This is a genomic window from Wolbachia endosymbiont of Protocalliphora sialia, from assembly GCF_053891855.1.
On the sequence record NZ_JAIUJX010000003.1, the window covers coordinates 1 to 26,925 of the forward strand.

The following is a 26,925-nucleotide window of genomic DNA, read 5'->3' on the forward strand; positions in this document are numbered from 1 at the left end:
CGGATCACTTTGAAAAAAATGGTCTAGACAAATGGGTGCATTATAAAATTTGACTCACTAAGTGATATAAATGAGCTTACACTGATAAGAGAACAGGAAAAGGCAAAGTGTACAAATGAAGTAGCTGATAAAGTTGTAGCTACTGCTTTATCTGCAATTTTGATACAGCCAACAACTAGTGAGCAGGAAGGTTTAGTTTTTAACTAGAACTTTTCAGATAAATACTGAGTGAGGATTTCAATGCCTTCATCAATCTCTTTTTCAGTGATAATGAGTGGAGGCAAGATTCTTACAACGTTATCTGATGTTACTCCAACAGTGAGTAAACCACGGTGACTTAGCTCTTCTGCAAATTTTTGGTTATTCATTTTTACTTTTATTCCTAGCATCAACCCTTTTCCTCTCACTTCTTCTATCATTGGAAACTTGCTTGCTAAGTCCTCTAGTTTGTTTTTTAAAGACTTACCTCTAACTTCAACATTTTCTAAGAAGCCAGGGCTGAGCAATTCATCCAATACAGCATTACCTACTGAAGTTGCAAGTGGATTACCACCAAAAGTAGAACCATGCATACCGACCGCCATGTACTTAGCAACCTTTTCAGTTGCAAGACAAGCCCCCAGAGGGAAACCTCCTCCTATTCCTTTTGCAAGAGCACATATGTCAGGCTTAATTCCTATGTGTTCATATGCAAATAACTTTCCTGTCCTGCCAGCACCGCACTGAACGCAATCAAAAAATAGCAGTATGTCGTTTTCGTTACATAGTTCTCTTAGCTCTTTCATGAAGACTTCACTCATTACTTTAATACCACCTTGTCCCTGTATTGGTTCTATTAATATAACACCTATGCCATTAGAAATTGCTTTCTTTACACTCTCAATATTGGGCTCTATGTTATCACACCAGTCAATATAAGGATTCAGTAATTCAGAAAATTTCTGTCTATCGTTTGTTGCACAAGTTAAAAATGTCCTTCCATGAAATGCACCATGAAATGTTAGAATTCTATAGCGATTTTTATTACCTTTTCCATTTTGATAGGCCCTAGCGATTTTAAGTCCACATTCCACTGCTTCTGATCCAGAATTTGCAAAAAATACAGTATTAGCAAAGCTGTTGTTTATTAAATTTTCTGCAAATTTGTTGGTAGTAGATATATTATAGGTATTTGATATATGCCATAGTTTTTCTCCTTGTAATTTTAGGACATCAGTTAATCGTGGGTTGGCATGACCTAAACTGCTAACAGCTATTCCAGAGTGAAAATCTATATAGCGCTTATTATCGATATCATACAAGTAAATACCTTTGCCATAAGAAAAATTTATGTTAACAGGAGAATAAACTGGCAAGATAGGAGAAATTGTCATAAAAGTATGATATGCTAATTTTTTATTAATACCATAAAAGATGTTATTTCACAATGAGAAGAATATGTATAAATTAAGTAAATTAATTTTTACTACACTAAAAACAAATAGATATACAAAAATTATCTCGCTATTCTTATTAATTTTTGTGGTTTTATTGGGCACAATATACCGCAGTTATTCATTAAAGAATAATTTTCTTTCTTTTTACCGTAATTCAAATGCAAACTTAAAAGATCTATTGGAAAATAGTATAATAAAAAAATATCATTATTTACTAATAGAAAAACATCATATTAAATATAACAGTTTTGATTACATAAACCAGTTGGTAAAATTGCGTGCTGAATTGTTACAATCAGTAAGCAAAGTAAGAAATTTTAGCTTAATACTGTATGATCAAAATGCCAGAGTAATTTTCAGTAATTTTAATACTCAAGGTCATGACTATGAGCAGTTGCTTACAAATGATGAAATTGATAAATTGCTAAGCAATCAAGAAATATTTTACGCTACAGGAAATACATTAACTTCTACTTTCCCTATATTTCATGAAGATGACATTAAGCCTTCATTTTTTTTGAAGATCATTCAAAGCTATAATGACTCTTATATTATGGTATATAGTCTATTTTCAATATTAATGGGCTTATTACTGGTTATCTTAATACTAATAATGCTTTATTTGCACTTTTCCAATACCCAAATGCTAGCCAAGCAGCATAAAACTAATATTGAATTACAAAGGGTTAAAGAGGCATTAGAGCAAGAAAATGCAAATAAGATAAAATTTTTTGCAAGTGTTACACATGAGTTGCGTACACCTCTTAATGCTATTATTGGATTTGCAAAGTTGATCAAAAATGAAACTTTAGGTTCGGTAGATCACTCTAAATACAAGGAATACGTAGACGATATATATAATGCTGGTACACATTTACTTGCTTTGATTAATGATGTGCTCGATTTTTCTAAAGCTGAATCAAGTAGTTTAACAGTAGAGAAAGTGAAGTTTAATCTGAATAAGATAATAGATTCGTGCTTAAAAATGTTATCACCTAAACTAAAAGAAACAGGGATTAGTTTAAAGAAAGAGATATCTGATAAACAATTATTAGTTATCGCCGATCCCAAAAGAATGAAGCAAGTTATAATAAATTTGTTATCAAATGCAATCAAGTTCACTCCTCAAGGTGGTTTAATAAGAATGATTATTAAAGAGAATATAGAAAAAAATTTATTAACTATTGAGTTTCATGATAATGGAATAGGGATAATGCAGCAGGACATATATAAAGTTATGTCCGTTTTTGGTCAAGCAGATTCAGGATATAGAAATGAAGGTACAGGTATCGGATTACCGCTAAGCAAGAAATTAGTAGAGTTAATGGGTGGGACTTTCAGCATTAAAAGTGAAGCAAAGCTTGGTACTACGATAACATTGAACTTCTTTTATGAAGAACAAACATGTGAAGATCTGATTGATTTTTAGTAGAATATATTTGATATTGCACTTTTATATCTAGTACATTCCTAAGTCATACTGACATGATACCTCTTGACTGCTAACAAGTAGTGGGATGTCAGTGAACTTAAACTACTTTAGCTATACTTCCTAAAAATACTTTATAACTCTTGAGTATAAAGAAAATTCCTTTAATAATGGAGCATGCTAACCAGGAACTTAATAAAACAAGCAACTCAAGTAGGAAGTGGTGAAAACGTAATACAATATGTCGAATATCTCTATCAATTTGAGAAATTTAGAAATACATTGAACCTCACTTTGTCACTAATAAAGCAAAATAGACTCTCATTTGAAATATATCAAGAAGGATTAATGGATATGGAAGAGGGAGTGTGTAAGACAATTCGATCTTCTGGTTTAAATAAGTATGTTATTGTGCTAAGAAGGTCAAATCCTTACATCATAGTACATGAACTTTCACATATGGTTGAAAATGAACTGAACTTAAGCTTAGAGCAAGAATTTCTCTATAAAGTTTATCAGGATATTGAGCAGAACTTGAAGCAGTCAAATATTCTGGTACAAAAAATTATTGGTCAAATTATATTTGAAGAGATACAAGCTTATCGAACTGCAAAATCACGCGCATCCGAATTATTTGCACGCTATTTTGAGCTATTCGCTTGGGCTCAGGAGGTTTATCCTAAAGACAAGGAATATCTAATTCGCACTCAAGATTTAAACAAAGTATTTCTTGCTACTAACCAATGGAGAAAGAGCTATCTAGATCCACAAATAATGGAGAGAATAGATAAAGAAGTAAAGGAGTATAGCAACAAAACGGCCTTTAAAGATATAAACAAAGTACAAAGCAGCTGGACTAATAAATTTTCTCCTGGGAGCAAAAGAATTGGTTCTATATTTGGAGACAGTGATTAGATTATAGCTAGATGTTCTTCTGCATTTACCATTATAGGTGAATCCACTAATGAGCAGTGGAATTGTGATTTTCATTGATAAGGTAATTCTAGCATTTTACAATGCGAGTGATGAGATATAATAAAGAGATGCATGCAAATATAGACTTGCCACCTGAGGTAAGCACTAGAGATCTTATAGTAAATATGCTAAAAGGTTCAGTAGGTTGTGTTCTAGGGCGATATAAACAACCAGTAATATCTCCTAATGGGCTGAAAGGAATAGAAGAGGTAAAATTGTCTGATGATTTTATTGATGTGCTGATGGGAAGGGAAGTACAAAATCTTACAATTCTGTCATAGCAAAGTGTATCAGGGTAATAATGCGTGCAAATGGGGAAGAAATATCAGAAGAGAAAGAAATAAAATCCCAGGGATTGGTTACAACACTAAAGGAAGAAATTAGGATATCTGCCCGAGAGAGCATTATAGAATGGGCTGCTAACGGAAGGATTTAAGCAGACCACTACCTAATTTAGAATATGTTACTGTAGCTACAAGTCAGTAAAGCAGGCAATAATAGTAAAGTTAAAAAATTTACTTGCATTAATAATTTATTAATCCTATCCTCTTAATAGGATAATATATTAAGGATATTTATTATGAGCATATTAAGTAAAAAATCATTATTAAAAACAGCTATTGTAATGTTGTTATTAATTTGTGTGTCAAGTGCATCTTTTGCTTTTGAAAAAAGTGCAAGCAACAGTGAGAATGAGCATAAAAATGAAAAAAAACAGGAGTGTTATGTAGGTTTGACCGTAGGTCAAAAACTTCATCCTTTTCATGACTTAGTGAACAAATTATTAAGTGCCTCTGCTGGTTGTAAACTTGAAGATTTTAGTATTGAGATTGAGAGTATGACTCCAACGAGTGGAGACGAAGGCATCCCCACTCTTATGCTAATGACAAATGGTTACTATCACTTTAATAATAGCAGTCTTTTTACTCCATACATTGGTTTTGGTGTAGGATTAGCCCAATTAAGACGATTCATCAATTTTGACACGAAAGATGATTTCATAAAAGCTTATCAGGGAAAGTTTGGTTTAAGCTATCGTTCAAGTAGTTCAACTGAGATATCTTTTGGTTACAAATTTCTTGGTTTGCTAAATAATACTCCTAAGGTAAAGCAGCTTCAAGATTATTATAGATATCATTCTCATTCTCATATAGTAGAAATTGGATTCAGGTTTTATATCTAGTTCATTGAGTGGTAGGTACCTACCACTTAAAAACTTACTTTTATTAAAAGCCTGAACAGACGAAATCTGTAAAACCAAAAAGAAACTCTTTCTCTTTACTTTATGTTTTTTGGATATAGTTTTACGAAGAAGCGCTTCTGCAGCTATAACCGAAACAATCAATGGTGCTATAAATGCCCGTTTGAAAGCATGGTTTTGGGGGAAACGGTAAAGCCATTGATGGAGTTCTTTCTGGACTACCTCGTTTAGAAGATTGTATAACCTAACCGTCCCAAGCTGAAGTGCTTCTTATCATAATAGTATAGGAGGAATTTTATATGGCAGAAGCAAAAAGTAAATTAAAAATAATAAACCCTGACGCATCAGGGATTGATATTGGCTCGACTGTACATTATGTATGTGTACCTGAAGGAAGAGATGAACAACGTATCCAAAAATTTGGGTGCTTTACAGTAGATCTACACAACTTAGCAAAGTGGTTAAAAAAGTGTCAGGTTAGAACTGTGGCCATGGAGTCAACTGGAGTATATTGGATTCCCTTATTTCAAATATTAGAATCATATAAATTTGAGGTAAAACTAGTAAATGCGCGACATGTCAAAAATGTGCCTGGTAGAAAGTCTGATGTTCAGGATTGTCAATGGCTGCAACAATTGCACAGCTATGGACTGCTTCAAGGATCATTTAGACCGGATAATCAAATGTGTGTATTGCGTAGTTACGTTAGACAACGTGCTAATCTAATTGAAAATGCAGCTAAACATACTCAACGTATGCAAAAAGCGCTAATTCAAATGAATATTCAATTGCATAAGGTTATTAGTGATATCAACGGTTTAACAGGCATGAAAATTATTAAAGCAATAATTGAAGGAGAGAAAGACCCCCAAAAACTAGCTGAATTTAGAAATTCAAACATGAAGAATGACAAGCCTACTATAGCAAAAGCATTAACAGAAGACTATAGAGAAGAACACTTGTTTGCACTAAAACAAGAATATGCAGCATATACTTTTTTTCAAGAGCAAATAACGGAATGTGATAAAAGTATAGAGAGTTACTATAAAACATTTGAGGCAAAGTCAAATGAGAACAGGATGTTGAATAAAATACGAAAGCGGAAGCAGAAGAATGGTCCAGATTTTGCTGCGGATGAGGATTTAAATCGAATAACCGGGATAGATTTTACTAAAGTCCCGGGATTTGATGTATTAAGTGTACAAACTATCATTTCGGAAACAGGTATAAATCATAATAAATGGCCAACAGAAAAACATTTTTCTTCCTGGCTTGGATTAAGCCCTGCTAATAAAATTACAGGAGGAAAAATTGTTGGAACAGGAACTCGTAAAGTTATTAACCGCGCTGCGAATGCATTTCGAATGGCTGCCCATTGTGTGTTGAGAAGCAAAAGTGCAATAGGTGCATATAGTAGAAGGCTGAAAAAAAGGCTAGGAGCACCAAAAGCAATAACTGCGACAGCAAGGAAATTAGCATGTATCTTTTATCAAATGTTGAAATATGGACAAGAATATGTAGAGAAAGGAATGAACTATTATGAAACACTTTACAAAGAGAGAGTAGTCAAAAATTTGCTTAAAAAAGCAAAGGAATTTGGTTATATACTAATGAAAGAGGAGCCGATAGATGAAAAAGGTTCTTAGGAGTTTGTTAGAAGATTATGTAATATATGATAGGCTGTATGTAGTATAAATGTAAAAATATCAATAAATTATTGATATTTTTTAAGATTAATACTTATTAAATACTTTATATTGTAAGATTGAGTTATTGTGTTTTATAGACTTAAGATAAAATGGTAAAAAGCTTTCTAAACAATTATAGAAACAGTAATTTAATTAATGGAGAAAAAGCAATGGAAAATTTTTTAATCAATAACACCGAAGAGGACGGTAGCTCAATCTTCATTAGTCGAATTAGGGAGCAAGATCTCTCTGCAGAGCAGAAGCTTAATGAATTAAAAGGATTCATGGAGGAGCTTGCTAGGAAAGCTGAGCTCAAGAGAATAGAGCTTGAGCGTCAGGCTGCGAGTTGCATTGATGAAACATTATCTCAAGTAGAGCTACAGATACAAGATAATGAGGATTACTTTACTGATAATAATCAAGGGGTATTCGCAAATTTCTTTGAATCCCTCTTTAATCTTTTTGAAGTAAATGTAGATCCGAAAGTCTACAAAATGCTCAAGGAGAAGAAAGAGAAAAATCTGCTTCTTTCGATAATTAAGTTTTTGCGTGATAAGCTTAAGGAATTAGTTAAAAAGATCTTCAAAAAAGATTTAAGTTGGGATAAAAGGCTAGACAAAGAGATAAAAGAATTGCAGGAGAAATTACTCAGTGGTGGGTTATCTCCGGAAGAGGAAATAGCAATACTCGAACGTTTGCAAGCGTTGCAAAATTTAAAATTGAAGCTGCAAACTTTTCTAGTGGGTTCAGTCATTGCAATGTTTGCAGAAATTTTTGCAGTTGATTTAGCAGCAGTAGTAGAGCAAGATGTCACTGAAGAAAAAAGAGATAAAAAAGCAGAAAAAACAGAATTAAAAGAAGTTCGTCAAGAAATAGAAACAAAAGTGAATGAAGTTGCGCCAGTTCACCTCTTTAATTTTTCATCTCAAGTTCCAATGCCAATTGTTCTAGACAAGCAAGAACGTGCTATTTTACCAAAGCCTATAGAAAAATTAGTAGACACTCTACCTAAACCTGTTATAAGTGACAAAGATAGTGAAGTACAAAAACTGGAGAAAATGAATAAAGAAAAGAAAGAAGCAAAAGAAGAGAAAACTGAAAAACCAAAATTAGCTGTCTGTCCACCTGCTCCACACCAAAAGCAATACAGGAGAATTAAAAGACAAAAGTGTGGTGATAATACAAGGACAACAAAGAGAGAAAAGCTAAATAAATCTTCCTGCAAGAGAAAGCTTGGTGATCAGCAAAAGTCTAATGCTACTGTGGAATTACCAGGAGGATTAACTGATGATGTAAGAGTTGAAAACCATGCTTCTTCAGTTAGCAAAGGAAGAGGTGTGTAAAGGTTCTCTCTCTTTTTGTCATTCCAGACTGGTTTTTATCTGGATTCCAGCATCAAGTGCTGGAATGACATGGCGGACAAGTAGCTCTCTCTTGTCATTCAAGTAGCCTATTTTCCTGTCATGCAAGTAGCTGACACCATTTGCTACGGAAATTGTCACAATGTTCGTATAGTTGTATACTTGACACTGGGATCCAGGAGTATAAAAATGGTGAACAAAATTTATGTTAAAAAACTGCTTGTGCTGATAATTGATTCTTAATATACTGATTACATAATAATTTAATTTAGAGGTTGATATGCATGGTAATAATGATCCAAATAAAAAAGTACCTGATTCAGGGAGAACAAGGATTTATAAAAAAGATTTACCTGATCTAAAGAGGATAGATAACTTCAGTGATAGAATTAAGCGTGAACAAGAGCGAATGAAGCAAAATCAATCCAGTAGTAGTAAGAGTAGTCAGGGTAGCAGTAAATAATTATGTTGTTAATTAGAGAGGTGGCGTTATGTCTAATAAAAGTGAAATAAATCGAGAATTAGTAAAAGCGTTTAATAGTATTCTTCGTTTCAGTAATGCTGTTGTTACTAATTTTACTGTAAAGAACGATCATATTGTTATCTCATTTGATAATAATATGACTCTTGATCAGCGCATAAAGTACTTGAAAAGTATGAAAGAAAAAATAATACAAAGATTTTGTCCGGATGAAAGTATTCTTGATGATAATTTTTATACAAAGTTTTTTCCTTTTAACTTTGATCAAGGGAAATCGGCTGAAGATAATAAATTTTTGGTGCCAATTAGGAAAGAGGTGGTTTCTAATCTAAAGTTTTTGCTAGCTAATGAACTTGCGCGATTTACAACAGATCTTATTAAAGAGCAAAAAAAAGAAAACAAAAAATCGAAACTAGGTTGTGAGGATCTATCAGATGATATAGAGGAGGAGATAGAAAATCATGTAGATTATAATATAATTGATGAAGTCTTTGATAAGGGATCTTATCTATATGGTGCGGAGTGTGTTGATGGAAATTTGCAACGTTCTTTTGTAGATTTGCTCTCATCGAGAATAAAAGGTTATGAAAATGGTCCTAAAAAAACTAAGGATTTTTTAGAAGAGAAAGGAAATTATGTATATCTAAAGAAAAGCATTTTTGATAATCCTAAGCTCATTAAAGACATAGCAAAGCATAAATCATCCTCGAAGTGTCGTGATTTGGAAGTTTCAAGTACCGAGGATGAAATGAATGACACTCTGAAGTTTGCAATTGTTGATTTAATTTGTAAAGCACTTCCGCACCTACCAATTGATTCTGTTTGGCATATTTCCCACAAAGAAAGTAAAGATGAGTTTTCAATTTTAGCTCCTATTGTGAATGATAATAATTACATAGAGTTTTTAAGTAAAGAGGAAGTTGATCATATTAATAATAATATGTTTGGTGGTACAAAAGTATTGTGTGATGTAAAAAATGATATTGCAGAAAGAGGTCTGCTAACATATGGTGCCAAACGAATATATGCAATAGACTTTTTTAACCCAGACATTGCTTATTGTGTGATGGATAAGATCATAGAGAGCTCTGTAATCAACAAAGATCATAAGCTATCCATTGATCCTGCGCGTGTGCCAGCTATGAAACCACAAACTCTTGAAGAAAAAGTAGGGACGGATGGACCAACTGTAGATAGTGGTTTTGGTGGTTCAGCTAAGAATTCAGTTATACGTGCTGGAAACTCAAGAAAGTTTCTTAGACCCGACTACTGTGGTGAAGATAAAGGTGGGGATGATGCTTCGAGTAAAGATAGTGGCCTTGGCGTTTCTTCAGCACGATCTTCTTTTAATGATAAGCCCAAACCAATACTTGACCAACCATCTGTATTACAATCTGAACAGTGTTCTACAAAAAAGCGTACATCAGTTGGTAAAAACACAAGTTGCTGTATTTTATAGATAAAGAAAATTAGACTATTTGAGGACTAATTGTGAATGAAAGTTTATGTATCCGTTTAGATGTATGTGAGACCAGTGCTTTCTTTCTTGTCATTAAAGTAGTTTCGTCATTCCAGTGCGTGACACTGGGATGACAACATCATAAAGGAATCAATGTCAGTTACTGAAATGACAGAAAAGGAGCTACTCAAATAACACCCCTAATGGCAAAAATTGCTCTTAAATCACAAGTTCGTGCAATGATGGTGCTTCTTTAAGAAGCACCATTTGCTAATGTTTTTCTGAAATTTTAGTGCCTAGCGGCATCCCTTTGATGCTGCATCCCATGTTTGACCACCAGAGCAAGTTGGGGTTGTACTACTAGTTGTACATGCATCTTTTCCTGTTATTGCTTTCACAACTGCAGGAGCACCAAAAAACACAGCAGTAAATGCACCAAGTGCAAAAAGTGCTGGCCACGGCATTCTGCCAAATATTGCAAGCAATGCTGCACCTATTATCACTATCGTGATCATTGGTCCACCCAAACTGTGAGTATAGCTCACTATTTTACATATCACTTCTGATGTTTCATCAGCATGTACATCAAACGCAAAGGAAAGAATTAAAGCTACAAGTAGAAGAAAGTTTTTCATTATGCCTCCGTATTTAACGCTGGATTATCTATCATTTTGATTAAATTTAAGTAAACGGTGAGGATTTTTTGCTTAAAAGTATGCTTTATTTCATTTAGAATACTTTTCTTAGTTTATTTATATTACAAGTGCTACAGAAATTTTATAGTATCGTTTATTGCCTTTATCGTGCTTTAATTGACACAATTTATAATGATGGAGTGGAGCACGCAGGGTATCTATCATTTTTAATCCTGTTATCAATATTTCCTTTTCTTATTGTTTTAATAGCCATGGCATCAACGTTCGCAAATTTCTTAGATCAATACAATGTCGGCTGGGCATTTATTATTGATAACATGCCACAGGATATTTTATCATCTTTGATGCCACGTATTAGGGAGATAATATCAGGCCCTCCGCAAAGCTTATTAACCTTGGCAATTGTAGGCGCTGTTTGGACTGCCTCATCTACAATTGAAGGATTTAGAACAATACTCAATAAGGCCTATAAAGTTCCGGTTTCATCGCCTTATATATGGAGAAGGGTGCTCAGTATATTACAATTTTTAGTAATTACGCTTGTTACAACTCTGACTATCGTATTTTTTACATTAGTGCCAATGTTAATTGATTTTTCTTACCAAGGGCTAAGTTATACTAGATATTTACTTATTGAGTTTGTGCTTTTTACTATAGTATCTTGGCTATATTTTACATTGCCAAACATAAAACAAAACTTATCAGACGTATTTCCCGGATCTTGTGTAGCTGTTATTCTTTGGACGATCTCTGCTTCAGCTTTCAAGCAATACTTAAAAGCTTCCTTTGACCAACTGAATTTGATATATGGAAGTTTAGGTGGTGTGATAGTATCGTTACTATTTTTTTATGTGCTAAGTTTGATTTTTATATATGGAGCAAAATTTAATTTTCAGCTAAAATATTTCAATGGATCTTGCTAAGGAGAAAGAAATGGGTGACTTAGAAGGTAAAATAGCTTTAATTACCGGAGCTTCAGGTGGAATAGGCTCTTCTGTTGCAAAAAGATTTGTAAAAGAAGGTGCATGTGTAATTCTGATTTCCAGATCTCTTGATAATCTCAAGCCATTGTATAACGAAATTGAAGAGCTGAAAGAAGGCTCTGTGAAACTAATTCAGCTTGATCTTTTGGATTTTGAGAGCGTAAAAGTACTGCCAAACATGATAGAAAGCCTGAAATTATCAGAATCTGGAACACTTGATATACTGATTGCATGCACTGAAATTTTAGGTAAGTTGAGCTCTGTTCATGATTGTGAGCTTGAAGATCTACAGAACGTAATGAATACAAATTTTACTGCCAGTTGGTACTTGCTAAAAAATTTGGGTCCAATACTAAAAAAGTCTAATGCTGGAAGAGCGATATTCATGACCTCAGAGATAACACTTTCTCCTTCCTCTTATCCATATTGGGTACCATATGCTGCAAGTAAGGCTGCACTAGAAGCAATGGTGAAGATATATGCATCTGAGACAAAACATACGAACTTATGCATAAATGCCGTGTATTCGGAAGGGCCTATCGATAGTGAAATGTATAAGCAAGCATTTTCGGGAAAAGATATATCTGAATTGGTGCCACCTGATAAACTGACAGACAAATTTGTAGAACTTGCTTCTGAAGATTGTAGCATATCAGGACAAATCTTACCACTTAGCAAATCTCCCGAGTAAATTACCATAGTATCTGCAAAGATACCGTTAAGCCTAAAGGTAGTTAGGTTTAATAAAAATTCACATATACAGGAAAGATTGGTAACATTATTTGAGTCGAGACTATTATTGTAATTATGCCAAAACGCACAGATATAGAATCTATATTAGTAATAGGAGCAGGCCCAATAGTTATAGGTCAGGCATGCGAGTTTGATTATTCTGGAACGCAAAGCTGTAAAGTATTAAAAAGTGAAGGTTATAAAGTCATTTTAGTTAACTCCAACCCCGCAACTATAATGACAGATCCTGAATTCTCTGATGCAACTTATATTGAGCCGGTGCTACCTGAAATCATAGAGAAAATTATAATTAAGGAGAGGCCAGACGCAATATTACCAACAATGGGAGGGCAAACAGCACTTAATTGTGCAATAAAACTTGCAGATGATGGAGTGTTAGACAAATACAACGTAGAATTAATAGGAGTAAATAGAGAAGCAATAAAAAAAGCGGAAGATAGAGAATTATTTCGCCAATCCATGGATAAAATAGGTCTAAAATACCCCAAAAGTATCATTATAAAAAATCAAGAACAAATAAAAAAGGCTTTGGATTACATTGGATTACCAGCAATCATCCGTTCATCATTCACTCTTGGTGGCGCAGGTAGCGGCATAGCATACAATAAAGAGGAGTTTTTCAATATTGCAGAAAGTGCTCTCAAAATTTCACCAATAAATGAAGTTCAGATAGATGAATCAATTATCGGCTGGAAGGAATATGAAATGGAAGTTATCCGTGACTGCAAGGATAACTGTATAATAGTGTGTTCAATAGAAAATGTTGATCCAATGGGAGTGCACACCGGAGATAGTATCACAGTTGCTCCTGCTTTGACTCTGCGTGATGCTGAATATCAACAAATGAGAAATGCATCTATAGCAGTGCTGAGGGAAATTGATGTTAGCGCCGGTGGTGCAAATGTGCAGTTTGCAGTGAATCCTAAAGAAGATGGAAGCCTCGTTGTGATTGAAATGAATCCAAGGGTTTCTCGCTCTTCTGCACTTGCTTCAAAAGCAACAGGTTATCCTATTGCAAAAGTTGTAACTAAACTTGCTATCGGCTATTCACTCGATGAGATACGTAATGATTGCGCTCCAGTTATACCTGCTGCATTTGAACCAGCGATTGATTACATCGTCACTAAAATTCCTCGATTTGAGTTTGAGAAATTTAAGGGGACGAATTGTGAACTATCAACTTCCATGAAATCAGTGGGGGAAGTAATGTCGATCGGCCGCACTTTTAATGAGTCACTGCAGAAAGCTTTTCGTTCACTTGAAACTGATCTTACAGGACTTGATGAAGTATTTCCTGAAAATACTGATATTGATCACATCAGATCTCAATTAGCAAAATTGCTGCCAAACAGATTACTGATTGCTGCTGACGCAATGCGCCACGGAATTAGCATAGAAGAAATAAATTCGATTACAGGATATGACTTATGGTTTTTGCAGAATATACAGCAAATTATATTAGCTGAACAAAAAATCAAGGAAAATGGCCTTCCTGGAACTGCATATGAAATGTTAGAGCTGAAAAAAATGGGATTTTCAGATGCAAGGTTGGTAAAGTTAAGCAATAAGAAAGTAGAGCAAATTGAAGCAATAAGGAAAAGGTTTGGTACTAAACAAGTTTATAAACGTGTAGACACCTGTGCAGCTGAATTTGAATCGAGCACTGCTTATATGTATGGCTGCTATGAGGGTGATGTTGAAAATAAAACGGAATGTGAGGCGAATATTTCGGATCGAAAAAAAGTTGTCATTTTAGGAAGTGGTCCAAACCGCATTGGTCAGGGTATTGAGTTTGATTATGCATGCGTACATGCAGCTTCTGCCGCCAAAGAAATGGGATATGAAACAATAATGATTAACTGTAATCCAGAAACCGTCTCAACTGACTACGATACCGCTGATCGTTTATATTTCGCCCCACTGATTGCAGAGGATGTGCTTGAAATACTAAGCAAAGAGCAAGAAAATGGCACACTGGTTGGTGTAATAGTTCAAATCGGCGGGCAAACGCCTTTAAAGTTAGCCAAAGTGCTTAACGAGAGAGGTTTCAAAATTCTGGGAACTTCGTTTGATTCTATTGACCTTGCAGAAGATCGCATGAGATTTAAAAATCTTGCTTTGCAACTTAATTTAAAACAACCTGAAAATTCTATCTGCCATTCAGTAGAAGAAGCGTTAACCAACGCAGAAAAGGTGGGGTTTCCACTAGTAGTCAGGCCATCATATGTCCTCGGCGGTCAGTCTATGTCGATTAGACACGATACTCAGAGCTTTAAAGAGTATGTCTTGAATCAAACCAAAATTTTTGAACACGGATCGCTGCTTCTTGATAAATTTTTAGTCAATGCAGTTGAGGTTGACGTTGATGCTGTATGTGATGGGAAAAAAGTTTTCATTGCAGCGGTCATGGAGCACATTGAAGAAGCTGGTATCCACTCTGGCGATTCAACATGCTCAATACCGACAAATACATTGAGTGACGAAGTAATAAAAGAGATCGAGCTCCAAACTGAAAGAATAGCATTAGCATTAAAAGTGAAAGGTCTGATAAACATTCAGTTTGCTGTTCAAGAGAGTGATGTATACATACTTGAAGTGAATTTAAGGGCTAGCCGTACAGTTCCTTTCATTTCCAAGGTAATCAACATTCCTGTTGCAAAGCTTGCCACTCAGGTTATTTTGGGTAAAAATTTGAATCAGGAAAACAAGCCTTTCAATCATTTTGCAGTTAAAGCTGCTGTTTTTCCATTTATCCGCTTTGCAGGAGTTGATACTTTACTTGGTCCTGAAATGAAATCAACAGGAGAAGTGATGGGAATTGACTTATCTTTCGAAGCTGCACTTGCAAAAGTGCACATGGCTGCAGGATACAAGTTACCAACAGAAGGAGCAGCTCTGGTTTCAGTAAAAGATGATGATAAAGAGTGTATATTGCCTGTTGCACGAATGTTGAAAGAACTGAGTTTTGAAATATATGCCACCAAAGGCACAGCTTCGTATCTGAACAATAACGGCATTGCTGCAAAAGCTGTAAATAAAGTGAGAGAAGGCAGACCCCACATAGTTGATATGCTCAAAGATGGAAAAATAAATCTAGTGATCAATACCTCAAAAGGTGTAAAGTCAGTCTCAGACAGCAAAGATATTCGCAGAACTGCTATTTTGCAAAATATAGCTTATAGCACCACAGCTTCTGGAAGTAAAGCGTTAGCGCTTGCAATTCAATATGTAAAGAATAGCAAATTGGAAGTGAAATCATTACAGCAGATACAAAACGTTTAAATATCAAGACTATAATAAATTATTACTTATTTCAAAATGAGGATCTTGTAAGCTAAGGGATAATGTTCAAAAAACTGCGTCAAAGCGAATTTTTAGTTCAACTCAATTTTCAATCTGTGGAGAAAGAAAATGTTGAGCTGAGATATAGTTAATATGTACAGCACTTTTCCTCCACCCTCCTTATAGCACAATATACCAACTTGTACAAGCTGGTAAATGAACCTTTGGTTTTAGTAAATGTCTCCTCGATAGGATTAGTGGAGCCGCCTAACTGGCCCGAAATACTTAAAATAAATTTTCCCAATTGTTTTGCCACGATTTTATGACCAAAGGATATTTTTCGCTCCATCAGCTCGAGTAAATAATTTTCAGCAATTTCTCTGCTTGAAGCCTGATATACTTTCTTCAGATCACTTATGAAAGTTTTTGCTGCTTCAGTAAATTTCTTATCTGATGTACTATACATTTCTGCTTTAGCTATTTATAGCAGCAGGAAAACTTTTTAATACAAGCTATTAGAATATCCTCTACTCCTCTTTCTTTTAGCTCATTTAATACCCCCAACCAGAACTTCTCTTTCAGCCAAATAAAAACCCAATACATCCTTTTTGCCTTCTTGATCTATACCCAATATGTTATACATGCACTTACTTACACAACAACCGTCTTCTTTCACCTTAAAAAATCATGAATACTATCGGATATATTGATTGTAGTGGACGACTACACCATTCATTGATTATAGGTAGTAATTTATCTGTAATTCCAGATATCTCTGCTGCAGATATTTTTTGCCTCAAGTTCAGTTGTTTACCTTTTTTTTCACTATCTGTGGTTCGCTCTCTATCTCTTGGTGTCAAAAGTTCAAATATTTGTCCTCAAAGTTTTTTCCGTCTCTTCTCTTTCAGTGGGTAAATGGTACCTTCCAGACTCGCTTCCAGTAGCCTTGTTACCATCTCTCCCCATCAATGGTCCCGTATAGATGATAGAATATTTGTTTCTAATTCTTTATAGTCTACCAATCCAGTAGTTCCATTTACTTGACTCATGTCAAATCTCCATTTTTTGTTTCTATTTTATTTTTACTTCTCGCTTTGACGCAGTTTTTTGAACGTTCCCCATCATTTGTTTAAATGGTATGATAAAAAATAATAATTTTTATCTTAATGTTTAAGACGGTAGATGCCAGTGTCTAGGCACTGGCATGACACCTATTTCTTTCTATTCAAATAGCCTCTTTAGTATCATCTACTTTCATGACACCATTTGTTCCTATGTTTTTGTCTATCTTATTTTGCTATTCTGCTGCTCTAGATTAGAATACTGATTCTTCTAGAAGTTGTTCACGCTCCTCTTCTATTGCAATAGAGTTATCGTGATTTTTAAATAAATCTCTGATTTTTGTTTCTATTTCATTTGCAATTTCTTTGTTTGCCTTGAGGTAACTTTTTACATTTTCTCTTCCTTGGCCAAGACGCGTATTGTTATATGAATAATAAGCGCCTGCCTTTTCAAGGACACCAAGTTTTGCTCCTATATCTATTATTTCCCCAAGTTTTGATATGCCTTCATTATACATTATATCAAATTTTGCCTCTCTAAATGGAGGAGCGACTTTATTTTTTACAACTTTAACTCTCGTTTCATTACCCGTAATATTCTCTTTATCCTTTATTGCACCAATTTTTCTTATATCAAGTCTTATAGAAGTATAGAATTTTAACGCATTCCCACCGGTGGTAGTTTCAGGATTTCCATATACTACTCCTATTTTCATACGAATTTGGTTAATAAATATCAATATACAGTTTGCTTTTGAAACTGCAGAGGTGAGCTTTCGTAGCCCATGACTTAGAAGTCTTGCTTGTAGTCCCATGTGCTGGTCGCCCATATCTCCTTCAATTTCAGCTCTTGGAGTTAGTGCTGCAACAGAGTCAATAACTATTACATCAACTGCACCAGAACATACTAAATACTCAACAATATGCAACGCTTGTTCTCCAGTGTCTGGTTGTGAAATCACTAAATCATCGGTGTTTACTCCAAGTTTACGAGCATATATAACATCCAGTGCGTGCTCCGCATCGATAAATGCACATAAACCTCCTTTTTTCTGTGCTTCAGCAATTACATGCAAAGCAAGGGTAGTTTTACCAGAACTCTCAGGGCCAAATATCTCAATTATACGTCCTTTTGGCAATCCCCCAACACCCAGAGCTGAATCAAGTGCAATCGACCCTGTAGATATCGTGTCTATTTTTTCTACAGGGTTTTGCTTTAGCTTCATTATTGCACCTTTACCGAATGCTTTTTCAATTTGACTTATTGCATTATCTAGTGCTTTTTGCTTATCATTATTTCTTTCTTCTGGATTATGTGCCATGGATCATTTATTAACTTGTATAGTCTCCATGGTAATTGAACGCAACCAATCTGCCAAGGGTTTTTTAATAACGAAGAACGTTAGTTACCTAAAATTAGATAGATAGACTTTGTAGTGCGATACAAAATAACGATAGAATACAATGGTAGTGGTTTCTCTGGCTGGCAAAAGCAACAACACTCTGCTAACTCAATTCAGGAAACCATAGAAAACGCTATATTTAATTTCAGTGGCGAGAGAGTCTCTTTGCATTGTGGTGGCAGAACTGACACAGGGGTTCATGCTTTAGGGCAAGTTGCTCATTTCAATATGGAAAGGCAATTTGAGCTTTACAGAATAAGAAATGGAATAAACTATCACTTAAAAGCGATTCCTATAGTTGTGCTTAGTGCAGAAGCCGTAGATGATGCATTTCATGCGCGATTTTCAGCAAAAAAAAGATATTATGAATATAGAATAATTAATCGCTACGCTCCTGCAGCTCTGGAAATCGGTTATGTGTGGCAAGTATTTAACCCACTTGACGTAAACATCATGCGTGAAGCTGCTAGACACCTGCTTGGAAAACATAATCTTTCAAGCTTCCGCTCAAAAGATTGTCAAGCTACAAATCCGGTCAGAACAATCGATGATATTGATATAGTACAAAATGGAAGTCACATATACATCAAAATATCTGCGATTTCCTTTTTGCATAACCAAGTGAGGATTATTGTTGGCATTTTAGTTGAATTTGGAAAAAATAGAACTAATCCACAAGAAATGTTAAATATATTAAGTCAATGCAAAAGAAACGCCGCTGGGGTCACTGCGCCGCCTCACGGCTTATACTTAGTAAAGATAGATTACTAGCTTAAGTCCTCATTGGCATCACTATGTATAGTGCACTTGGATCATCTTCATCAGTGATAATTGTAGCGCTATTACCATCTGATAGGCTGACCTTACATTTGTTTTTTATACAAGATAAAGCATCAAGCAAATAACGAGAATTAAATCCTACTTCCATAAGAGCTCCATCGTAATCCACCTCTATAGACTCAGTCGCATCACTGCACTCTTGGGAATTTGAATGTAGAGTTAATAAATTCTCTTGCAATGAAAATTTAATTGATTTTATTTTATCGGACACAACAACGGAAACTCGGTCTATAACACTAGCAAGTTTGCTACTCTCAACAATCATTTGTTTATCTTGAGACGTTGGAATGACAGCTTTGTAATCTGGAAAAGTCCCATCTATCAATTTTGATATTAGAATATACTCACCACATGTAAATTTGATTTTTCTATCTGAAAGTTTTATATTTATCTCATTACAATCACCCAATACTTTCAACAGTTCCATGATAGTTTTACGTGGAATGATCACCCCAAATTCTCCGTTGATATCTTCAGGTTTAGGCCTTTTTATACATGATAAACGGTGGCCATCAGTTGCAACGCAGTACAGAAATTGCTCATCTGTATGCAGATATATCCCGTTTAAATTATACCTTGTATCATCCAGCGACACAGCAAACTTCGTTTTAGTCAACAAGTCTACCAAATCTGCACTTAGTAGAGTGAAATCGTATTGATGATCACCTTCTTCAAGAACAGGGAAGTTATTTGAAACTACGTTCGGTAAAGAAAAATTTGCATTTCCACAGGATATCAATAATTTTCCTTGATTATTCATTTCGAAATTGACATCCAAATTAGTTGGCAATTTTTTCACTATGTCATGTAAAGTATGTGCTGAGATTTTCACTTCTCCTTCTGCTGATACATTTGCAGTAAGTGAGGCAAATATTGAAATGTCAAGATCAGTAGCCTTCAATTTTATGCTGCCATGTTGTGCTTTGATATTTATACACGCTAAAACATCTATCGCGTTGCGCCTTTCAACCACTCCACTTACCCTGGATAGCGTATTTAAAAGGCTTGCACGACTTACACTAAAACGCATTTGTTCACACACAGAACTTTGTTCTTTGATTCCTATATCTACAATTTTTGACATATTAATTCTCAAAAATATATTTTAAATGATATTCATATTCTATGTAAAGTGATATCCATATTTTTGTCTGAGAGACAAAACAGCCTATCTTATACTTTAGTGATCAATAATTTGCTTTGTATGGCATAAGTCATGCATTTTTTGGTACGCTTTTTGAAAGCCAAGCAAGGAATAAGTATCATCAACATTTGCTGTTTTTACTTTTCCATTAACTACCATTGATAATCCCTGCTTCATTTTTAGAATCAAATCTTGGTCCATTTTTGTATCATCTGTCCACGCAAGACTTCCCTGTATTATTGGCAATTGATATTTAATTTTTTTATCGATATTGAGAACTACAGGCTCATTATTATACTGAAAGCCAGAAGTGACGCTCACCTCATCTGCTTTTTTATCAACGTAACTGACCATTACATACGGCTTGCGGTCAGCTGTATAATGTTCACTTTTTTTCTTAGGATGAGATACAATGTAACACACTTTTTCACCATCTTCCAATGCAGTGTACACAAGCCAATCTTTATATTTTTCCTTCAGTTGTACGTTACTAACCGATGCAAGAGTACCTATTGAAAAAAGTATTAGAAATACAAAAAGACTACGCATGTAAACCAAGTTTCAAACTCTCTGATTTTACATGTTGTTTTACCTTACTCATTGCTTGCTTAGCCAATTGTCTTATTCTTTCTCTTGAAACACAATATTTTTTGCTAAGCTCATCCAAAGTCTGAGTACTTTCAGATAAATATCTGCTAATGAAAATGTCTCTTGATCTTTCATTAAGACTTGCCAGCGCATTGCTTAAAATTGTTTCTTTTAATGCCTTTTCTTCATGATTCTGGTAAGCTACTTCTTGACTAACTAAATTACACGGAATCATATCTTGTAACTCCTTTTTAGAGTCATCACCTATTTTTATACAATTATTTAACGACTGATCCTTACAAGCCAAACGATAGTTCATTTGTACAACATCTTCTTCAGATACAGAAAGCTCATTTGATATTGCTTTTATTTCTTCGTTACTCAAAGTTTCTCTGTTTGTGTATTGTAAAATTCTTTTTTTTATTTTTCGTAAACTAAAAAACAATCTCCTTTGTGCTTGCGTTGTACCTATTTTTACAAGTGACCAAGATTTTAATATAAAGTCTTTCATTGAAGCTTCAATCCACCATACTGCATAAGTTGAAAAACGAAACCCTAAATCGGGATTAAACTTTTTCACTGCATGCATTAAACCCATATTTCCTTCCATGACTAGGTCCATCAACAATAGCTCGTAATTCTTAAATTTCATTGCAATTTTTACTACCAAATTCAAATGGCTAGTAATCAACCTGTGAGCAGAAGAAATATCCTGGTATTCTTGCCAATTTTTTGCTAATCGCACTTCCTCTTCTTGGGAAAGCATAGGAAATTTTCGCACTTCAGCAATATATTGCATGAGATTAGTGCTACTATTAACAGATAAATTCGCTACTGGGGTCAACATAATAACTTAAATTAAAACTCCATGTATATAATATATTGATTTTTAGTGAAAAATTCAAGCTTTAATTAAAAAAAGCATAACTTTATATCTAATTAAGATCTTAGCAACATTAAACTTCAACAAGAACTACCTGAATGTAGAATTAAAATTACTAATGTGTAATGATAGGCTATATAATTTAAAATAAACAGTGTGTTATTCCAGTGTTTAAACACTGGAATTCACATTTCTTTTTTCTAGATCCCAGTGTCATGCTACTTGAATGACAAGAAAAACCCACTGGGATAATAAGACAAAGATAGATTAGAAATTAAACGCTACTCCAGCTTCTGCACCAACAGTGCTGTAAAGAACATTTTTGATACCAGTATCATCCTTAGCTGCCTTATCAAAACTAGCACCATAAGAACCGAAGTAACGAGCTCCAGCAAAGAGTTTGATTTCTGGGGTTACATCATAACTAACACCAGCTTTTGCTTGATAAGCAAAACCAAATCCTTTTTGATCTTTAACTGCATCAGCTTTTGAAGGATTGCTGATATATGCTGCACCAACACCAACACCAACGTATGGAGTGATAGGCATATCTTCAATCGCTATATCGTAATAAACGTTAACCAATCCTGAAAATGCTGTTACACTATCTGCAGCCTTGTCATCAGATACTACATCTGCATCTTTACTCAATTGTGAGTAAAGTCCTTCAACATCAACCCTGATATCATCCATTTTATAACCAAATGCACCACCTCCAGCTAGAAAAGATGCTTTTAAGGGACTATTGTTCTCCTTACCTGATTTATATGTAACACCATCAATCTTTGTTTTAAAAGGTAAAACTTCACCGTTGTATTGTAAACGAACGTAGTAGCTAGTTTCTTCATCACTTATTGGACCAATAGGATCTGATGAAAAAGCAGAGTTTGATAGGCTTAGCAACGTCACTAAAGCAGCTGCCGAAAAAAACTTTTTATAATGCATAATTGCCCTCGTTAAAAAAATTAAAATTCCACTTTAGCAGTCTAAATAATAACTAAAGTTAAGTCAAGTGCTAACTTAATAACACAAAACCTTCTGTATCTTAACTAACTTTTAGGAAAATACAAAGATTTTATTAATTAATAAATAGAGTTACTCTACTTTTTTTACTCTTGATCTTCTGACACCTATTTCACTAATGTCTTTTTATCTTCTGATCTGCATTCATCATTGTGAATTGCTGCATATTCATGCAGTAATATGAATGTACTTCATGAAAGTACTAGTATAAAAGGAAAACACTTAGTTACTGCATTAAGGCAAACTTCAGTAGTAAATTTAAAAAGGAAGTTTAAATCCAGGTGGTAACCCCATCATACCTGCAAGATCAGAGGTTGCATTTGCCATATTTTCTTCTGCTTTTTTAATGGCATCATTAAACGCTGCTGTCACTAAATCTTCTACTATGTCTTTTTCTTCATTTCTCATAAGCTCTAAGTCTATGTTTACCTTTTTAGCTTTATAGCCACCTATTTTTATAACTTCCACTAATACAGAAACTTTGCCACCACCAGAAATACCTTGAAACTCTTTTCCAATATATTTTTCTTGGGCTTCCGCAAGCTTTTTTTGCATTTCTTGCGCTTGCTTTATTATTTGACTGAAATCCACAACCTACTCCTTATTTTCTATATTAACTACCTTTGCACCTTTAAACGTATTTAATATATCCTTAACTACAGGTGCATAATTTAAATTACTCACTTCCCTATTCATATAACTCGTATCAACTATAATAACCCACTCCTGATTAGTGGCTTGATTTAAGTAACTTTTCAAGTCATTACAAAAATTACTGTTCAAGTTAGATACAGCTTTTAATTTTAAATACCCAAATTTACAATCTATTAATTTTAGATTACTACACAGTTGTTTGTAAAGATAAATTTGGTTACTCCGCCTTAATAGTTGCAAAATCTTATCAAAATCGTAATTTTGTTGTTTATTTTTCACATGGATCCCAGTGTCACGCACTGGGATGACAGAGTGGGGTTTTTCCACATATTTTTTTGGATCCGAGTAGTCAGCTACTTGGATGACAGGGGGGGAAGGTGCAACAGGTCTGCCCTGTCTATTTCCTTGCTCTACATTCTGTGAAAGAATTTTTTTGATCACCTGTTCCGGAGAAGGCAAATCAGAAAGATAACAAAGGCTAATTAATATCATTTCAGCGGCAATTTCATTGCATGTTGAAACCTTTATATCTTGAATACCCTTAAGCAGCACCTTCCACAATCTCGAAAAAAATATTAAAGACTTTTTTGTACTCAAATCTTTTACTCTGCTCTTCTCATATTCTGTATCAATCTCTTTTGTAATTAAAAAACGGCATATTAACTGGATTGTTTGCAGTAGATCTTCAAAAATATTGAGCGGATTTGCTGTTTTTACCACATTGTCGAATACTAACAAAGCCTTCTGTAAATCACTATCTAATACTGCTTCCAGTAGATCAAATATAACGTTTCTATCTACTAGACCAAGTATGTCTTTAACACTTTGAGTGGATATTGTACCATCTTTGCTATATAGCACTGCTTGATTCATCAAAAATAAAGCGTTACGCATTGAATTGCTACAGTGGTGCGCAATTAATTCCGATGCTTCTTTTTCAATAAAATAATTTTCTTTTTGTGCAATATCATTTAAACGCTCCATTATCTTAGCTGAAGGAATGTTATGTAAGTCAAACCTTTGACAACGTGCAATAATAGTTATTGGTATCTTTTTTATTTCTGTAGTTGCCAGAATAAACTTTACGCTAGATGGTGGTTCTTCTAGAGTTTTAAGTAATGCATTAAATGCATTACTGGATAACATGTGTACTTCATCTATAATGTAAACTTTAAATTTAGAACTTATTGGTAAATAGCAAATATCTCCCAAGATCGCTCTAACATCCTCAACACTAGTGTGACTTGCCGCATCGATTTCAACTACATCTGGATGGCTTGAATTTTTTATTGCCAGACAACTTGTACATGATCCACAAGGTTCAAAAGTTGGCCCCAATGAGCAGTTCAAACATAAAGCTATTATTCTTGCAGTGGTGGTTTTACCAATTCCACTGCTACCAGAAAGCAGTATAGATTGTGGAATTTTGTTGAGAGTAAAAGCATTTTCTAGTATACGCACCAATATATCTTGACCTACTAAATCTTTAAAGCTACTAGGACGATATTTTAATGCTATGTTCATAGCCTAGAATAAAACAAATAGTACAAATAGGTATGCAACCCAAAAAGATTCTGATATGGTTGCTTCATTTCTGACCTGACCAAGTTACAGAATTTTTGCCTGCATACCTTATAAAAGGTTATACTTTTTTTTTTTTTTAGCAAGGTATATTCTATATTAGTCTTATAATTTATATGTTAGACCTTTTGCAACATTACTTTGGAGTAAACAGCTGTTACCTAAAATACTCTTCTTCTGTCATCCCAGTGCCCAGACACTGGGATCCAGAAAACTTAATTTTAAATGAATACATTAGGCTGTTGTATAATAAGAACTGGATTCCAGTGTCAATCACTGAAATGACACCCTTCCGGTGGGGATTGCTCTCAAACTACAATGTTCGTACAGTTGTACTGGGATCCAAGTATAAAAATATTTGGAAATTACACAATGGACAATGGATTCTAGGAATATATGTTAAAAGTAATGTCCATAATGAAATAAGCTGGATTCCAATGTCACGTACTGGAATGACAACATATAGGTATTGGAATAACAAAAGAGGAATATTATGATTTTATATCATTTTCCTCTTTGTCCGTTTTCACGAAAAGTTAGAGCTCTTCTCAAGGAAAAAAAGCTGAGTTGTGATTTGGTATATGAAAATCCATGGGAAAAGCGGAATGAATTCATGGAGATCAATCCAATCGGACAAGTACCAGTATTAATAGATAATAACTTTGTAATAGCGGATAGTAATGCCATTTGTGAATATATAGAAGAGACTTACAATAGTGACGTCAAATTACTTGGTTCATCAACTATTATTAAGTCTAAAATACGCGCTTTAATCAATTGGTTCGATAGCAAATTTTACAATGAAGTTACTAAGTATATTATGAATGAAAAAGTAATTACTAACCGCAGCCCTGACTCTAGATTTCTTCATGCAGCTCAGCATAACCTGCCTTGCCATATGGAATACATCGAACACTTAATTAACAAGAACGTTTGGCTTGCAACCGATAAGTTCACTTTAGCCGATATTACTTTAGCATCACATATTTCTATAATAGACTACGTAAATAGTTTCCCATGGGAAAAAAGTAAGATTTTAAAAGAATGGTACTCCATTGTTAAATCAAGGCCTTGTTTTCGCGAAATATTATTAGAGAGAGTTTTTGGCTTAACTCCCCCTAGGCATTACGCTGACCTTGATTTTTAACTTGCGTTAGTTTTAAAGCTACAGTCATTCCTTCGTCAGTAGGAATCAATATGGAGAAATATTTTTTTTCATCTGACAATCTATCATTAAACTCTCTCATAGCATGCCATGACTTTTCTGATACTTCTTTTGGAGGAGATTCTAAAAATACTGTATCAAATAATAGAGTGTTATCTGCAACGATTAGCCCATCTTGTTTAATGTATGACTCTGCCCAATCTAAATACTTAGGATAACTACTTTTATCAGCATCGATGAATATCATGTCAAATGGTGCCTTTGCTGATAATTCATTAATTTTTTCCAGTGCATCACCTTCTATTAGAGTAATTTTATCACTTAGATTAAAAGCACTAAAATTTTTTTTTGCTATTCTTGAGTGTTGAGGATTATTTTCTATTGTATATATATGACCATCTTTCGGTAAAGCTTTTACCATACAAATTGACGAATAACCATATAACGTGCCAATTTCAACTATGCTTTTAACTTTATGGATTTTGATAAATAAATTTAATAATTTTCCTTCTTCAGGAGTGATTTGAATACGTTGTTTCTTATCAAGAGTACAATGTTCTTCTACTTTTTTATACTCTTTTGCAAATAAGCTTCTTATGTACAACGATTTTCTGCTAAAGTTATGACGCATTAAGTTTTATAATATAAACTAAGGAGGTTTAATCTATATAAGATTTATAAATATAACAATAGGGTTAAGAATAATAAAATTTTTTATTTTAAGTTGTTATTTTATAAAGTAAAATTTTAAGTGACAAAGATTATTATATATTTTACTATAGTTAACCAGTATAATAACCAATTGTTATACTAGAATTAAGGGATCGTTTACTTACATCTCTCTTAAAAATGTAATTTTTATAATCAATTAGAGGGGGT

The 26,925-nt window shown here is 34.1% G+C and carries 25 protein-coding genes, 1 other RNA gene and 2 pseudogenes; 15 read left to right on the forward strand and 13 right to left on the reverse strand.

The annotated features are described in order from the left end of the window. Positions 1 to 203 precede the first annotated feature (203 nt). Positions 204 to 1,373 (reverse strand): aspartate aminotransferase family protein, encoded by a 1,170-nt coding sequence (locus LB100_RS02085; RefSeq protein WP_264719851.1) that lies wholly within the window; start codon positions 1,371 to 1,373, stop codon positions 204 to 206. 64 nt (positions 1,374 to 1,437) lie between these two features. Between LB100_RS02085 and LB100_RS02090 the strand changes: the two genes are divergently transcribed. The 7 genes from LB100_RS02090 to LB100_RS02120 all read left to right on the forward strand — a co-directional run bounded on the left by LB100_RS02090 (position 1,438) and on the right by LB100_RS02120 (position 8,072). After that, complete coding sequence (locus LB100_RS02090) at positions 1,438 to 2,865, forward strand: sensor histidine kinase (RefSeq protein WP_264336295.1); 1,428 nt, start codon at positions 1,438 to 1,440, stop codon at positions 2,863 to 2,865. Between the two features lie 177 nt (positions 2,866 to 3,042). After that, a complete protein-coding gene (locus tag LB100_RS02095) occupies positions 3,043 to 3,780 on the forward strand; it encodes a WD_0702 family putative metalloprotease (RefSeq protein WP_456201249.1) in 738 nt (245 codons plus the stop codon). A 110-nt stretch (positions 3,781 to 3,890) separates the two neighbouring features. After that, a complete protein-coding gene (locus LB100_RS02100; RefSeq protein ID WP_264719848.1) occupies positions 3,891 to 4,121 on the forward strand; it encodes a hypothetical protein in 231 nt (76 codons plus the stop codon). 20 nt (positions 4,122 to 4,141) lie between these two features. Beyond that, a complete protein-coding gene (locus LB100_RS02105; protein WP_456201250.1) occupies positions 4,142 to 4,276 on the forward strand; it encodes a hypothetical protein in 135 nt (44 codons plus the stop codon). A gap of 144 nt (positions 4,277 to 4,420) precedes the next feature. Continuing rightward, a complete protein-coding gene (locus LB100_RS02110) occupies positions 4,421 to 5,023 on the forward strand; it encodes a P44/Msp2 family outer membrane protein (RefSeq protein ID WP_456201251.1) in 603 nt (200 codons plus the stop codon). A 317-nt stretch (positions 5,024 to 5,340) separates the two neighbouring features. Then, positions 5,341 to 6,687, forward strand: coding sequence for an IS110 family RNA-guided transposase (locus tag LB100_RS02115; RefSeq protein ID WP_456201253.1), 1,347 nt, complete (start codon positions 5,341 to 5,343; stop codon positions 6,685 to 6,687). 152 nt (positions 6,688 to 6,839) lie between these two features. Next, the gene (locus LB100_RS02120; RefSeq protein ID WP_456201255.1) at positions 6,840 to 8,072 is read left to right on the forward strand and encodes a hypothetical protein; all 1,233 of its coding nucleotides are present in this window, start codon (positions 6,840 to 6,842) and stop codon (positions 8,070 to 8,072) included. A gap of 18 nt (positions 8,073 to 8,090) precedes the next feature. Here LB100_RS02120 and LB100_RS02125 read toward each other — a convergent pair whose 3' ends face one another. Next, the gene (locus tag LB100_RS02125; RefSeq protein ID WP_456201257.1) at positions 8,091 to 8,231 is read right to left on the reverse strand and encodes a hypothetical protein; all 141 of its coding nucleotides are present in this window, start codon (positions 8,229 to 8,231) and stop codon (positions 8,091 to 8,093) included. A 139-nt stretch (positions 8,232 to 8,370) separates the two neighbouring features. Here LB100_RS02125 and LB100_RS02130 point away from each other — a divergent pair, with 139 nt between their 5' ends. Next, the gene (locus tag LB100_RS02130; RefSeq protein WP_456201258.1) at positions 8,371 to 8,553 is read left to right on the forward strand and encodes a hypothetical protein; all 183 of its coding nucleotides are present in this window, start codon (positions 8,371 to 8,373) and stop codon (positions 8,551 to 8,553) included. Positions 8,554 to 8,581: 28 nt separating this feature from the next. Beyond that, positions 8,582 to 10,030: a hypothetical protein gene (locus LB100_RS02135; RefSeq protein WP_456201260.1), complete on the forward strand. Its 1,449-nt coding sequence runs from the start codon at positions 8,582 to 8,584 to the stop codon at positions 10,028 to 10,030. A 296-nt stretch (positions 10,031 to 10,326) separates the two neighbouring features. Here the strand turns inward: LB100_RS02135 and LB100_RS02140 are convergent, their stop codons facing one another. Then, positions 10,327 to 10,665, reverse strand: coding sequence for a TrbC/VirB2 family protein (locus LB100_RS02140; RefSeq protein ID WP_456201261.1), 339 nt, complete (start codon positions 10,663 to 10,665; stop codon positions 10,327 to 10,329). Positions 10,666 to 10,793: 128 nt separating this feature from the next. On the opposite strand from LB100_RS02140, the gene LB100_RS02145 reads away from it, so the two are divergent. The 3 genes from LB100_RS02145 (at position 10,794) to carB (ending at position 15,704) form a co-directional block, all read left to right on the forward strand. Then, positions 10,794 to 11,609: a YihY/virulence factor BrkB family protein gene (locus LB100_RS02145; protein ID WP_456201263.1), complete on the forward strand. Its 816-nt coding sequence runs from the start codon at positions 10,794 to 10,796 to the stop codon at positions 11,607 to 11,609. Next, a complete protein-coding gene (locus LB100_RS02150) occupies positions 11,596 to 12,360 on the forward strand; it encodes an SDR family NAD(P)-dependent oxidoreductase (RefSeq protein WP_264719731.1) in 765 nt (254 codons plus the stop codon). Before LB100_RS02145 ends, LB100_RS02150 begins: the two co-directional genes overlap by 14 nt. A gap of 116 nt (positions 12,361 to 12,476) precedes the next feature. Next, positions 12,477 to 15,704 carry a carbamoyl-phosphate synthase large subunit gene (carB, locus tag LB100_RS02155; protein WP_456201265.1) on the forward strand — a complete coding sequence of 1,076 codons (3,228 nt, stop codon included), beginning with the start codon at positions 12,477 to 12,479 and terminating at the stop codon, positions 15,702 to 15,704. 92 nt (positions 15,705 to 15,796) lie between these two features. Here carB and LB100_RS02160 read toward each other — a convergent pair. Beyond that, positions 15,797 to 16,753: pseudogene (locus LB100_RS02160) on the reverse strand (IS256 family transposase). Positions 16,754 to 17,019: 266 nt separating this feature from the next. Then, complete coding sequence (gene recA / locus LB100_RS02165; RefSeq protein WP_264719839.1) at positions 17,020 to 18,087, reverse strand: recombinase RecA; 1,068 nt, start codon at positions 18,085 to 18,087, stop codon at positions 17,020 to 17,022. Positions 18,088 to 18,201: 114 nt separating this feature from the next. Here recA and truA point away from each other — a divergent pair, with 114 nt between their 5' ends. After that, complete coding sequence (truA, locus tag LB100_RS02170; protein ID WP_456201267.1) at positions 18,202 to 18,939, forward strand: tRNA pseudouridine(38-40) synthase TruA; 738 nt, start codon at positions 18,202 to 18,204, stop codon at positions 18,937 to 18,939. A gap of 1 nt (position 18,940) precedes the next feature. Here truA and dnaN read toward each other — a convergent pair whose 3' ends face one another. The 7 genes from dnaN to ffs form a co-directional block, all read right to left on the reverse strand. Next, positions 18,941 to 20,092 carry a DNA polymerase III subunit beta gene (dnaN, locus tag LB100_RS02175; protein ID WP_010407054.1) on the reverse strand — a complete coding sequence of 384 codons (1,152 nt, stop codon included), beginning with the start codon at positions 20,090 to 20,092 and terminating at the stop codon, positions 18,941 to 18,943. Between the two features lie 96 nt (positions 20,093 to 20,188). Continuing rightward, on the reverse strand, positions 20,189 to 20,701 hold the full coding sequence (locus LB100_RS02180; RefSeq protein ID WP_064085618.1) for an invasion associated locus B family protein: 513 nt from the start codon (positions 20,699 to 20,701) through the stop codon (positions 20,189 to 20,191). After that, positions 20,694 to 21,587 (reverse strand): RNA polymerase factor sigma-32, encoded by an 894-nt coding sequence (locus LB100_RS02185; protein WP_456201269.1) that lies wholly within the window; start codon positions 21,585 to 21,587, stop codon positions 20,694 to 20,696. The genes LB100_RS02180 and LB100_RS02185 overlap by 8 nt, the downstream gene beginning before the upstream one ends. Positions 21,588 to 21,890: 303 nt before the next feature. Continuing rightward, positions 21,891 to 22,568 carry a P44/Msp2 family outer membrane protein gene (locus LB100_RS02190; RefSeq protein ID WP_264719837.1) on the reverse strand — a complete coding sequence of 226 codons (678 nt, stop codon included), beginning with the start codon at positions 22,566 to 22,568 and terminating at the stop codon, positions 21,891 to 21,893. Positions 22,569 to 22,904: 336 nt separating this feature from the next. Further along, positions 22,905 to 23,237, reverse strand: a complete 333-nt coding sequence (locus LB100_RS02195) for a YbaB/EbfC family nucleoid-associated protein (protein WP_456201271.1) — start codon at positions 23,235 to 23,237, stop codon at positions 22,905 to 22,907. Positions 23,238 to 23,240: 3 nt separating this feature from the next. Beyond that, on the reverse strand, positions 23,241 to 24,824 hold the full coding sequence (gene dnaX / locus LB100_RS02200; RefSeq protein WP_456201272.1) for a DNA polymerase III subunit gamma/tau: 1,584 nt from the start codon (positions 24,822 to 24,824) through the stop codon (positions 23,241 to 23,243). A 16-nt stretch (positions 24,825 to 24,840) separates the two neighbouring features. Beyond that, an RNA gene (gene ffs, locus LB100_RS02205) (signal recognition particle sRNA small type) lies at positions 24,841 to 24,939 on the reverse strand. Positions 24,940 to 25,048: 109 nt separating this feature from the next. Between ffs and LB100_RS02210 the strand changes: the two are divergent. After that, positions 25,049 to 25,171: pseudogene (locus LB100_RS02210) on the forward strand (WPE palindromic element domain-containing protein); the annotation flags it as partial. A 203-nt stretch (positions 25,172 to 25,374) separates the two neighbouring features. Then, positions 25,375 to 26,028, forward strand: a complete 654-nt coding sequence (locus tag LB100_RS02215) for a glutathione S-transferase family protein (protein ID WP_006013494.1) — start codon at positions 25,375 to 25,377, stop codon at positions 26,026 to 26,028. Here the strand turns inward: LB100_RS02215 and LB100_RS02220 are convergent. Next, positions 26,000 to 26,677 (reverse strand): O-methyltransferase, encoded by a 678-nt coding sequence (locus tag LB100_RS02220; RefSeq protein ID WP_456201273.1) that lies wholly within the window; start codon positions 26,675 to 26,677, stop codon positions 26,000 to 26,002. The two genes, LB100_RS02215 and LB100_RS02220, sit on opposite strands and share 29 nt — an antisense overlap. Positions 26,678 to 26,925: the final 248 nt, after the last annotated feature.